Below are 11,966 nucleotides of genomic sequence, written 5' to 3'. Positions count from 1 at the left end.
TTTATAGAACACATATTCGAACCTTGCTATGACATTTTTAGCACTTATCAACGAACGGTGTCGAGACTCGCTAGAACAAATGTTTGATAAACGCCTGTGCCTGCCCTACGTTTGAGTGAAGAAACAGCACTGTTTCAGTGGAACAGGAGGGTCTGACATTTTTTGCAGACCCGACACCCCTGGATCGTTCCGGGGCGAATGGAAAGGCACTGGCGAACATGGCAGCGAAAGCCACAGGCGGCGGGGCACCCCTGCGGAGCCAACAGCCTCAAAAGAGTCCCAAGAGCCTGACTGTCCGGCAGAAAAAAATTCTGGAGACCATCCAACGCTCGGTGAATGACAATGGGTATCCGCCAAGCATGCGTGAGATCGGTGACACCGTCGGCCTGGCAAGTTTGTCGAGTGTCACGCATCAGCTTTCCCAGCTCGAGAAGCTCGGCTATCTGCGCAGGGACCCCAAGCGTCCCCGTGCCATGGAAGTCCTGATGCCGTTGACGTTGGATGGCGGACCAATTCCCGGCGTCGAAGCCCCTGCGACGCTGCGCAGCGCGGGTGGCCTTGCCGTCACGGAGCTGGCCAGCGCCAGCGATACTGCCATGGTTCCCCTGGTGGGCCGGATCGCTGCAGGCGGCCCCATCCTGGCTGACCAGGCAGTGGAAGACGTCTTGCCCCTTCCCAGGCAACTTGTGGGCCACGGCGAACTGTTCATGCTGAAGGTGGCAGGCGACTCAATGATTGATGCCGCCATCTGCGACGGTGACTGGGTTGTTGTGCGCCGCCAGAACGACGCCATCAACGGCGACATCGTGGCCGCACTGCTGGATGACGAGGCTACCGTCAAGACGTTCCGTCAGCGCGATGGCCACACGTGGTTGCTGCCCCAGAACACCCAATACGAGCCAATCCTTGGCGACCAAGCCACCATCATGGGCAAGGTTGTCTCTGTTCTGCGTTCCCTGTAGGTGCCCACTAGGTAGGTACCCCAAGCCTCCTGGGCGGCTTTTGCCGCACCCAGGAGGCTTTGTTGGCCCCACGAGGCATTGTTGGACCTAGGAGGCCTTGGCGGAGCCCAGGCGTTCCAGCACGCCGCGCACAACCGCCCTGTCCGTCGTCGCCCAGAACGGCGGAAGCGCAGCCCTCAGAAAACCGCCGTAGCGTTCCGTCGACAGCCGTGAGTCAAGCACGGCCACGACTCCCTTGTCTCCCGTTGAACGGATAAGGCGCCCAGCGCCTTGTGCCAAGCGGATGGCGGCATGCGTTGCTGACACGGCCATGAAGCCATTCCCGCCCGACTGGGCGACTGCCCGGGAGCGGGCAGTCATCAGGGGATCGTCGGGGCGCGGGAAGGGAATGCGGTCAATCACCACCAGACGGCACGAACCACCCGGCACGTCGACGCCCTGCCAGAGTGACATGGTGCCAAACAGGCAAGTGTCCGGCTCATCTGCGAATTGCTTCACAAGGGCAGCCATGGTGGATTCGCCCTGGCAGAGAATGTCCATGTCAAGGCGCAGCCGCATGGCGTCGGCGGCTTCTTCGGCAGCTCGCCGCGAAGAGAAGAGACAAAGCGCTCCCCCGCCGGATGCCCGGATGAGGTCTTCGAGCTCATCGAGAGCCTCGGGCGAGGTCCCACGCCCCGGCTTGGGCAAGTGCTTCGCAACATACAGCACCCCCTGTTTGGGGTAATCAAAGGGCGATCCAACATCAATCCCGGTCCAGCTCGGGGCGCCGTCGCCGATGAGGCCCAGACCTCCAGCCGCCGGTTCGAAGGCAGAGCCAATCGCCAGCGTGGCGGAGGTGAGCACCACGGTGTGGCCCGCGAAGAGGCCTTCGCGCAGCCGTCCCGCGACGCTGAGTGGCGCGATGTTGATCAGTGCCGGTGCCGTTTCATCAGGCTGCGAGTAACCCTGTTGGGGGTCGAAGGTGCTGTTGCGGGAAAACCAGACCACTTCCCGGTTCTCCTTGGCGGCCAGCATCCGCTCGCACAATTCAAGAATGAGCATGAGCCGTGAGCGAGCGAGCTGCCTGCCGCCGTCGACCGCGTTGGAAGAGTCGGTCTTGGAATCTGAGAGCGCCGCGCGGGTCGCATCGCGTAACTGGTCAAGGCAGTCAAGCTGTTCGTCGTTGAGCCCACTGGCCAGCAACCCGTTGGGCACCCCTGCGATGGCCATGTCCAGGCGCTCCGCCGCAGCGTTGAGGGCATCCACCGTGATGGCGGTGTGCTTGCGTGCGCTTGACGCCGCGGCATGAACCATGGCCACAGACAACTGGCCCGAGACCGCGCCGGTCACGCGATCCTGCAGCTCGTGTGCCTCGTCCACCACCACGACGTCATACTCAGGCAACACAGCCAGCCCTTCAAAGGCGCTGACGGCAAGCATGGCGTGGTTGGTGACGACGACGTCGGCCTCACCCGCGCGGGACCGCGCCAACTCACTGAAGCACTCTTCAGCCACCGGACACTTCTGCGCGCCGAGGCACTCCATGGAGGTCACAGAGACTTGCCGCCAGGCACGGTCCGTGACGCCGGGCATCAGTTCGTCACGGTCGCCGGTGGTCGTCTTTTCGGCCCACTCGCGGAGGCGGACCACTTCCTTGCCGAGCTGTGACTGCGGTCCGCCCATGGATGCCGCGAAGTGCGGCACGCTGGTGTCCTCGCCTAAGGAAAACAGCTGCCCCTCGGACGGCTCTTCGCTGGGGAACCCACCTTCCAGCTTCTGGCGGCAGACGTAGTTGGCCCTGCCCTTCACGAGCGCCACGTTGACGGGTCGTTCAAGGGCAGGGTTGATGGTCTCCAACAGCCGGGGAAGATCCCGGCCAACAATCTGGGTTTGCAGTGCCAAGGTGGCGGTGGACACGAGCGTCGGTTTGTTGCTGTCCATGGAATGCGCGATCAACGGAATCAGGTACGCCAAAGACTTACCTGTTCCCGTTCCTGCCTGGACCAGCAGGTGCTCCCCGGTTTCAATCGCCCGGGTGACATGTTTGGCCATTTCGTGCTGGCCGGCACGGCTTTGACCGCCCATGCCGGCGACAGCACGATCCAACAGCTCGAGGGTGGCTTTCTCTCCCACCGATTCGACGGCGTCCGCCGCCACCTTCTCAACCATTGCTGACGAAAGACTCCAGTTCGGCTGCCAGGCCCTCGCGGACCATGACCACCACGCGGGTGCCGTCTTCCTCATGCTCCAGGTTCAGGATCTCCGAATCAGAACTGTGCAGCTTGCTGATCATGTCTCCCCGGTCGTAGGGAATAAGCAGCTCAAGCCGTACGCCCGGCCGCGGAATGGACTGGCTGATGTCTTCCAACAGCTCAGCGATGCCCTGGCCTGTACGAGTGGAAACCACCGCATGGCGGGGCTCCTTCTGCTTGAGGCGCTCCACGACGAAAGGATCCGCCACATCGACTTTGTTCAGGACGATGATCTCAGGAACCTTGCGGGCGTCCACTTCAGTGAAAACAGCCCGTACGGCAGCGATTTGACCTTCTGGGTCCGGGTGCGAGGCATCCACGACATGCAGGATCAGATCCGCGTCAGCAACTTCCTCCAGCGTCGACCGGAAGGCCTCAATCAGCTGCGTTGGCAGAGACCGGACGAACCCAACAGTGTCGGCCAGCGTGTAGCCAATGCCATCCGGAGTCTGGGCTTTGCGAACGGTGGGATCCAAGGTAGCGAACAGGGCGTTTTCCACCAGGACACCGGCGTCGGTCAAGCGGTTCAGGAGCGACGACTTGCCGGCGTTGGTATAACCGGCGATAGCGACAGAAGGAACAGCATTGCGACGACGGTTGGCACGCTTGGTCTCGCGGGCCGGCTTCATCGCGGCGATTTCCCGACGCAGTTTGGCCATCCGCGTGCGAATGCGACGCCGGTCCAGTTCGATCTTTGTTTCACCAGGACCACGCGAGCCCATGCCTGCGCCGGCTCCACCCACTTGGCCACCGGCCTGGCGGGACATGGAGTCGCCCCAGCCACGGAGGCGCGGGAGCAGATATTCGAGCTGTGCAAGCTCAACCTGGGCCTTGCCTTCCCGGCTCTTGGCATGCTGGGCGAAGATGTCCAGGATCAGGGTGGTCCTGTCCACGACCTTGACCTTGACAATGTCTTCAAGGCCGCGGCGCTGGGACGGTGCCAGCTCAGTGTCCACCACTACGGTGTCCGCACCGGTGGCGGCAACGATGTCCTTGAGCTCCTGGGCCTTGCCCGATCCCAGGAAGGTGCCCGGGTCCGGCTTCGTGCGGCGCTGGACCAAACCGTCAAGGACCTCGGAGCCGGCAGTTTCTGCCAGCGCAGCAAGTTCGCGAAGCGAATTCTCGGCATCGGCCAGGGTGCCTTCGGTCCACAGTCCGGCGAGGACAACGCGCTCAAGGCGCAGCTGCCGGTATTCGACCTCGGTGACGTCTTCGAGTTCAGTGGACAGACCTGCGGTGCGGCGCAGTGCGCGGCGTTCAGCCAGGTCTTCCTGGTCGCCGTCGTAAATGCTGTGTTCCTGGTCAAGCGTCGAAATCGCCTGCGCCTTGCCGAACACACCATTGGCTTCGTTGTCATCGGATGACGGCGCAGGTACATCCTTGGAAAGTATCCGGTCGATGACGGCCTGGATTTGTTCAGGACTCATGTCCTGGGCGTCGGAATCGGATCCGGAGTGCTTCTGGGTGGTCATGGTCTCCTTAGACTGTTCGGCAATTCCAGAATAGTGCTGTTTGTTGCTCAATGGGGCGCTATTCGCGCTGGGCTGACGGGCTTGGGGCAAAAGGGCCTCCTGTGCTGAACGGCCACCCGTGGCATGGGCAGCGGTTGCTGTGTTCCGGCGTGGTTGGATCCGCGCAGAGGTTCCTGGCGACCTGGAGACTGCACACTGCCCGCCTCGACCGTGCAACCGCAATGGTTGGCGGATCAGGAAGCTGACTGGATAGTGGGATCTTCAAGGAGTCCGTGACGGGAAAAAGCCAACGGATTGTGCCGGTAGGACCTGCCTGGCGGAAAGACCCGTGCTTGGCTGATGGCCAAGGCGGGCCTGCATCGCGGGCGGTGCCGTGCTCCGCCTGATGAACCAGGCGGGTTTCGGCTATTTACTCGAAGATCAAGAACATGCGTTCCACATTATCACCCGGTGTCAAACCACCCCTTGGCCGGGGCAGTTTCCCATGGCGCCGTTAGCCAACTAATCTGGCAAATTATGGAGTCTGCACACTATTTCACCGCCCAACCAGCCGGACCTTTCACCAGAAAGCCCCTCACGGTGGAACTCGCTGGAGCCACGCGCCAGTTGCAGACCTCCTCCGGCATCTTCAGCCCCGACGGCGTCGACAAAGGTACCGCGATACTCTTCTCGGAAGTTCCGCCGCCTTCGCCGCAGGGAAACCTCTTGGACATCGGCTGTGGCTGGGGTCCCATCGCCTTGACGTTGGGCTTGATGGCACCCCATGCCAAGGTGCACGCGGTGGACGTCAACGAACGGTGCGTCACGCTGACCAACGAGAACGCCGCGGCCCTGGGCTTGACCAACGTGACGGCGAGCCTCCCCGACGAGGTGGACGCCGGCGTCGAATTCGACACGATCTGGTCCAACCCGCCCATCCGAATCGGCAAAGATGAACTTCACTCGCTCTTGCTGAAGTGGATTCCCCGCCTTGCCCCAGGAGGCAATGCATGGCTGGTGGTTCAAAAGAACCTTGGCTCCGATTCCCTCCAGCGGTGGCTCGCCGGTGAACTGGACAGCACTTACACGGTTTCGCGCGAGAGTACGTCCAAGTCTTTCAGGATTATTCGGGTCAGGAAAGCGTCCCAGTAGCCACGATGACGGCAGGGCCGCTGAGCTCTACGTGCTCGCGACCGCCCGCGCCGGGGAAGAACTTAACGTCAACGACGCCGCCGGGAACCTTGACGTGCCAATCGTTCGGCGCCGTATTGCCGGCCCAGTGACGGATGGCGACCGCGGCGGCACAGGCACCGGTACCGCATGACTGGGTCTCCCCCACGCCACGCTCATGGACTCGCATGGTGATGGTGCCCACGCCCTCTTCAACCAGCGGCTCTGCAGGAACAACAAACTCGACGTTCGTTCCGTTGGCCGGCTTGGGATCAACCACCGGCGCTTTGAACAGTTGCGTGGCCGAAAGCTCGCTGATCTCCGCAAGGGCAACCACGGTATGTGGATTGCCCATGCTGACTGAGAGGCCTGGCCTTGCCACTTCCAGCCCTTCAGCGCTGACCAGGGCATCCATGGCCTTGCTGGTGGCTTCCTGCGGGAAGATGAACTCCCACGGGCCCATATCCACGGCATAGCCGTTGGCGGTGCGAACCACTTTCTTGATGCCGCCGCGTGTTCCGATGGTCAAAGTTTCGCCCGGACCCAGGTCCACCAATTTCTCGGCAATGAGGAAGTGGACAAAGACACGAACGCCGTTACCGCACATCTCCGAGAGGGAACCGTCGCCGTTTCGGTAATCCATGAACCATTCGGCGTCCGGATCCTTCTCAAGCAGGTCCCGGCCCTCAGGGAGAAAACGTGACGGGACGGCGCGGATAAGGCCGTCTCCACCAATCCCCACATGCCGATCGCACAGCTGTGCAACCTGCTCGGGAGTGATCTCGTGCGCGTCTCCGGGGTCGGCAATCAGGACGAAGTCGTTGCCCGTTCCGTGGCCCTTGGAAAACCCAAGACCGGTAAGGCTGGAAGCGGTTACGGGAGCACCGGCAGTATCGGACTGCGGGGCGGGAACTGCGACGGTTTCATCCATGGGACTAGGCTACCTTCCACGCATGTTCGGCCAGAAATTGCCCAGGCTACTGCGTGGCAGCTGCCACAGCCTTGGCCACCAAGCCGGGATCCTGCCAGTCGATCCAGGTGATGCGGGGATCTGCCCGGAACCACGTCAACTGGCGTCTGGCGAACTGCCTGGTGGCCACGATGGTTTCCTCCGCCGCAGCCGTGACGTCACTTTCGCCATCCAGAACCCTCAGGAACTGCGCGTAACCCAAAGCACGGGAGGCGGTCTTGCCCATCCGCAGTCCGGCAGCATCGAGGCGTTCAACCTCATCCAGGAGGCCGGCCTCCACCATCCGATGAACCCGCGTGGCCAGCCGCTCCCGGAGTACGTCCCTGTCCACGGCCAGGCCGATCTGCAGGGCAGGCTGGAAATACTCCCGCTGCGGCATGAACGAACTGAAGGGACGCCCAGTGAACTGGTGCACTTCCAATGCACGGATCACTCGACGGGCGTCTCCAAGGCGGGCCGCGGACACGGGATCGACGTCTTCCAGGCGGGCGCGCAGCGGTGCGAGCCCGCGCACTTCACACTCCTCTTCAAGCGCCCTTCGAATCATCGGATCAGTGCCGGGAAACTCCAGGACGTCCAAGGCTGCCCGGACATACAGTCCAGAGCCCCCCACCACGATGGCGCGTTTCCCCCGCGAGTGGATGTCCTCGATGGCAGCGCGGCATTCCTCTTGGAAGCCGGCCACGCTGGCTTCCTGTGTGACGTCCATGGTGTCCAGCAAATGGTGAGGTACGCCCTTGCGCTCCGCCACGGTGATCTTGGCCGTGCCAATATCCATGCCCCGGTAGAACTGCAAGGCATCGGCGTTGATGACTTCACCGTCCAGGGCCAACGCGAGGTTGACGCCCAGATCTGATTTGCCGGAACCGGTGGGTCCTATGACAGCAATGACAGGCTGGGGTGTTTCCTGAGGGAAATCCGACATGTGATCCGGAGGTCCGCAGCTAGGCTCGGCGAACCGGCAGCGCCGGCATGCCCAAGGACACCCCGGCCTTGCCGGAGGGCGATCCCGGGGTTGGGACCCCACAGGAATCAGCCTGGGAACGATCCCACGCATCACCAGCGCGGGAACGCCGCAAAAGATATTCCTCTGTACTGGCAGGATCCGCGACAAGGTGGAAGGCGGCTGCCTCTGTGACGGTGACTGTGACGAAGTCGCCCGGACGGGGAGCCTCAGCCCCGGCCGGCACGGAGAAGTGGACCAGTCGCTGGTCCTTGGACCGACCGGACAGCCGATGGGTTTCCCCGGCTTTTCGCCCCGATTGGGCGGTCACAAGGATTTCAACCGTACGCCCCAGCTGCTTGGCGTTCTCCTCTGCGGCGATACGGTCCTGGAGCGCAGTCAACCGTTCAAAGCGCTCTTGTACGACGGCTTTGGGGAGCTGCTCAGGCAGGTCCGCGGCCGGCGTTCCGGGACGTTTGGAGTACTGGAACGTGAAGGCCGAGGCGAAACGGGACTTCTCCACGACATCAAGGGTCGCTTGGAAATCCTCCTCTGTTTCACCGGGGAACCCGACAATGATGTCCGTGGTGATGGCTGCGTTCGGAATCCGCTCACGGACCTTGTCCAGGATCCCGAGGAACCGGCTGGACCGGTAAGAACGCCGCATGTCCTTGAGGACCTTGTCCGAACCGGACTGCAACGGCATATGCAGCTGCGGCATCACGTTGGACGTCTCAGCCATGGCATCGATAACGTCGTCGGTGAATGCGGCCGGGTGCGGGCTGGTGAAGCGGACGCGCTCCAGACCTTCGATCGCACCGCAGGCGCGCAGGAGTTTCGAGAACGCCTCACGGTCGCCGAATTCCACGCCATAGGAGTTCACGTTCTGACCCAGCAGGGTCACTTCCACAGCCCCGTCGTCCACCAGGGCCTGTATTTCGGCGAGGATCTCCCCTGGACGGCGGTCCTTTTCCTTGCCGCGGAGAGAGGGCACTATGCAGAACGTGCAGGTGTTGTTGCAACCCACGGAGATGGAAACCCACCCCGAGTAAACGGAGTCGCGCTTCGTGGGAAGGGTTGAGGGGAAGACATCCAGTGACTCGAGGATCTCAAGTTGTGCCTCGTTGTTGTGGCGGGCACGCTTCAGCAAGGCCGGCAGCGCGCCGACGTTGTGGGTTCCGAACACGGCGTCAACCCACGGCGCCTTCTTGACTATGGTTTCCCTGTCCTTTTGGGCCAGGCAACCACCGACAGCGATCTGCATGCCCGGGTTTTCCGCTTTGACCTGCCTCAGTTGGCCGAGGTTTCCGTAGAGTTTATTGTCCGCGTTTTCCCGAACAGCGCAGGTGTTGAAAACCACCACGTCAGCGGGCTCACCCTCGGCGGGCACGTAGCCCGCGTCCTCCAGGAGTCCCGCCATGCGCTCTGAATCATGGACGTTCATTTGGCAGCCGAAAGTGCGGACCTGATAGGTCCTGGGCTTATCCGAAGGAGTGGTGGCAGCTGCTGGGGAGGGAATGGTCAAACTCACTACTCAAGGGTACCGGCTTCTGCCAGCACCTCACCGACGATTCTGAAGGCCACGGACGGGGCGTAGCCCTTGCGTGCCAACATGGATGCCAGCCGGCGCGTGTATTTGTCCCGCTCCGCACGATCCGCCAGGTCGACGCCTGGCCGCAGCTTGCGCTCAACAAGCTCGCGTGCGGCCAGTTCCTCGTCTTGATCGCTGAGCTGCGACAGGGCCTCTTCGGCCGCATCCAGTTCAATACCCTTATCAGCCAACTCGCGACGAAGTGCGCCCTTGGCAAGTTTCTTGCTTTGCGAACGACTCCGGACCCACATCCTGGCGAACTCTGCATCATCGATCAGCTGGACCTCTTCGAACCGGTCCAAGACCGCTTCGGCAACATCCTGGGGAACATTTCGTTCTGCGAGTTTGCGGGCCAGCTGCAGCCGGCTCCGCGGCGCCATCGTCAATTGCCTCAGGACGATGGCACGCGCCACGGATTCGGGGTCAGGCTCGGGATCGGCGGATACGGACGAATCCGGATCCGGCCCTCTCCTAACCGTCAACGGCCTTCAGCTTCGGGGAGTCTTCCTCCGGCTTGACCCCAACGCCAAGCTTTTCCTTGATCAGGCGCTCCAGCTCCTGGGCAAGCTCAGGGTTGTCCCGCAGGAACCGCCGCGAGTTCTCCATGCCCTGGCCCAGCTGATCGCCGTCGTACGTGAACCACGAGCCGGACTTCTTGATGATGCCATGCTCGACACCCATGTCAATGATGCCGCCCTCACGGGAGATGCCCTGGCCGTAGATGATATCGAACTCGGCGATTTTGAACGGCGGAGCCATTTTGTTTTTGACGATCTTTGCCTTGGTGCGGTTACCGACGGAATCCGCACCTTCCTTCAATGTCTGGATGCGGCGAACGTCGATGCGCACGGAGGCGTAGAACTTCAGCGCCTTACCACCCGTGGTGGTTTCCGGGGATCCGAAGAAGACACCGATCTTTTCACGCAGCTGGTTGATAAAGATTGCGGTGGTCTTGGTCTGGCTCAGGCGGCCCGTGATCTTACGCAAGGCCTGGCTCATGAGACGGGCTTGGAGACCAACGTGGGAGTCGCCCATTTCGCCTTCGATTTCGGCGCGGGGAACCAATGCTGCCACGGAGTCAATGACCACGATGTCTAGCGAGCCTGAGCCCACCAGCATGTCCATGATTTCCAGCGCCTGCTCACCGGTATCCGGCTGGGAGACCAGGAGTGCGTCGGTGTCCACGCCAAGCTTGGCAGCGTAGTCCGGGTCAAGGGCGTGTTCGGCGTCAATGAAGGCCGCGATGCCACCGGCTCGCTGCGCGTTGGCTACAGCGTGCAGCGCAACAGTGGTCTTACCCGATGATTCAGGGCCATAGATTTCCACGACGCGGCCGCGAGGCAGGCCACCAATGCCAAGGGCGACATCCAGTGCAATGGAGCCTGTAGGGATGACCTCGATAGGAGCGCGGGTGTCATCACCCAGGCGCATAATGGAGCCTTTGCCGAACTGCTTGTCGATCTGGGCAAGCGCTGCTTCGAGCGCCTTCTCACGATCCGGGGTTGCCGCCATGGTTCACACCTCTGATGCTTTCTCGCTGTGGAGTGGCCCGAAGGGCCGCTTTCCTGTCTTGTCAGACGCTATTACGCTGCACTGACATTTTTCCAAGCCGACTCCGGCTATGTGGACAACCAGGCATTCCGGATGCCCGGATAAGCGGCCTTCAGGATCAATTTTCCTCTCACAGGAGCATATCCCCATCCGAACAGATATTCGAACAACGGCCCGGCGTGTCCCCACCGCCGCGGGGGTTCCGATCTCAGCTCGAGGCCGGCTTGATGTCGCGACCCAACCTGCGCTCCGGAGGTACGTCCTGGACTTCGCATACGGCCAACCACACCTCGCGGGGGTGGAAACCGGAGGCCAGCGCCTCCACGGCAGTCCGTCCACCAACGCCGGCGAGTACCAGGGAGCCAGCCAGGACACGGGAATAGCCTGCCCCGAATTCATCGTCCATCAAACGCCAAAAGTCACTTGCCCTCACGGATAGAGTCTCTCACGGAGCCGGACTCTAGAATGGTTGCCATGAGCAATCCTCTCCCGAGCACGCCCGATCAGGCCGTGCCAGGCGACGCCGTGGACGACGCCCTCCAGCAGGTGGAACACCAGCTGAGCCTGCTCTGGCGCCGCGCCCGATCGATTTCCCATCAGTTGTCGCGCCAGGTCCACCCTGACATGGAACCGGCCGCCTACGGGCTGCTTACCGTCATCCGACGGGAAGGCCCCATCCGGCTTACGGACCTCGCCACGTGCATTGGCGTAGGCAAGCCGTCCGTGAGCCGCCAGATCGCCTTCCTGGAAAGCATCGGCCTCGTGTACAAGGAAGCGGACCCGCAGGACGGCAGGGCTCAGTCCATCCGCCTGACGGACAAGGGCGAGGATAAGATGCACCAGGTCCAGGATGCCCGCAGGCAGGTCTTCCGCGAACGGCTGGGCGAATGGCCCTTGGAGGATGTTCAGACGCTTGCCGACTACATGGGCAGGCTCAACGCCATCTACGGCGACGGCGTGCTCAATGTCAAGGAACCGGAAACAGACGCCCACGACAAACCAGCAGGCGATTGACGGGAACCTGCGCCAACCGGCGCCTCAGTTAATCCAAACGACGAAGGTCCCCAGCCATTGGCTGGGGACCTTCGTCGTAATTC

The 11,966-nt window shown here is 62.2% G+C and carries 11 protein-coding genes; 3 read left to right on the top strand and 8 right to left on the bottom strand.

Going from position 1 to position 11,966, the window contains the following annotated elements; translation table 11 throughout:
* Window positions 1-218 precede the first annotated feature (218 nt).
* Window positions 219-962, top strand: coding sequence for a transcriptional repressor LexA (gene lexA / locus J3D46_RS12930; protein WP_231339170.1), 744 nt, complete (start codon window positions 219-221; stop codon window positions 960-962).
* An 87-nt stretch (window positions 963-1,049) separates the two neighbouring features.
* Here lexA and J3D46_RS12925 read toward each other — a convergent pair whose 3' ends face one another.
* Together J3D46_RS12925 and hflX are read right to left on the bottom strand one after the other, a co-directional pair.
* A complete protein-coding gene (locus J3D46_RS12925; protein WP_253467626.1) occupies window positions 1,050-3,110 on the bottom strand; it encodes an ATP-dependent DNA helicase in 2,061 nt (686 codons plus the stop codon).
* The gene (hflX, locus tag J3D46_RS12920; protein WP_231339168.1) at window positions 3,103-4,665 is read right to left on the bottom strand and encodes a GTPase HflX; all 1,563 of its coding nucleotides are present in this window, start codon (window positions 4,663-4,665) and stop codon (window positions 3,103-3,105) included. The genes J3D46_RS12925 and hflX overlap by 8 nt, the downstream gene beginning before the upstream one ends.
* 516 nt (window positions 4,666-5,181) lie before the next feature.
* On the opposite strand from hflX, the gene J3D46_RS12915 reads away from it, so the two are divergent.
* Complete coding sequence (locus J3D46_RS12915) at window positions 5,182-5,796, top strand: class I SAM-dependent methyltransferase (protein WP_231339167.1); 615 nt, start codon at window positions 5,182-5,184, stop codon at window positions 5,794-5,796.
* On the opposite strand, the gene dapF is transcribed toward J3D46_RS12915, so the two are convergent.
* From dapF to J3D46_RS12885, 6 genes are all read right to left on the bottom strand, one after another.
* Window positions 5,777-6,745: a diaminopimelate epimerase gene (gene dapF, locus J3D46_RS12910; RefSeq protein ID WP_231339166.1), complete on the bottom strand. Its 969-nt coding sequence runs from the start codon at window positions 6,743-6,745 to the stop codon at window positions 5,777-5,779. The genes J3D46_RS12915 and dapF overlap by 20 nt on opposite strands.
* Before the next feature lie 46 nt (window positions 6,746-6,791).
* On the bottom strand, window positions 6,792-7,709 hold the full coding sequence (miaA, locus tag J3D46_RS12905; RefSeq protein ID WP_231339165.1) for a tRNA (adenosine(37)-N6)-dimethylallyltransferase MiaA: 918 nt from the start codon (window positions 7,707-7,709) through the stop codon (window positions 6,792-6,794).
* Between the two features lie 19 nt (window positions 7,710-7,728).
* The gene (miaB, locus tag J3D46_RS12900; RefSeq protein ID WP_231339164.1) at window positions 7,729-9,258 is read right to left on the bottom strand and encodes a tRNA (N6-isopentenyl adenosine(37)-C2)-methylthiotransferase MiaB; all 1,530 of its coding nucleotides are present in this window, start codon (window positions 9,256-9,258) and stop codon (window positions 7,729-7,731) included.
* Entirely contained in the window at window positions 9,258-9,800 is a 543-nt protein-coding gene (locus J3D46_RS12895) for a regulatory protein RecX (protein ID WP_231339163.1), read from the bottom strand. The genes miaB and J3D46_RS12895 overlap by 1 nt, the downstream gene beginning before the upstream one ends.
* Window positions 9,790-10,830 carry a recombinase RecA gene (gene recA / locus J3D46_RS12890; protein WP_090822488.1) on the bottom strand — a complete coding sequence of 347 codons (1,041 nt, stop codon included), beginning with the start codon at window positions 10,828-10,830 and terminating at the stop codon, window positions 9,790-9,792. The genes J3D46_RS12895 and recA overlap by 11 nt, the downstream gene beginning before the upstream one ends.
* Window positions 10,831-11,077: 247 nt before the next feature.
* On the bottom strand, window positions 11,078-11,275 hold the full coding sequence (locus J3D46_RS12885; protein ID WP_231339247.1) for a DUF3046 domain-containing protein: 198 nt from the start codon (window positions 11,273-11,275) through the stop codon (window positions 11,078-11,080).
* A gap of 68 nt (window positions 11,276-11,343) precedes the next feature.
* On the opposite strand from J3D46_RS12885, the gene J3D46_RS12880 reads away from it, so the two are divergent.
* A complete protein-coding gene (locus J3D46_RS12880) occupies window positions 11,344-11,883 on the top strand; it encodes a MarR family winged helix-turn-helix transcriptional regulator (protein ID WP_253467622.1) in 540 nt (179 codons plus the stop codon).
* Window positions 11,884-11,966: the final 83 nt, after the last annotated feature.

Origin of the sequence: Paenarthrobacter sp. A20 (assembly GCF_024168825.1) — a bacterium.
GTDB lineage: Bacteria > Actinomycetota > Actinomycetes > Actinomycetales > Micrococcaceae > Arthrobacter.
Note: the sequence above shows the minus strand (reverse complement) of the source record. Positions and strands in the feature narration are given on the sequence as shown.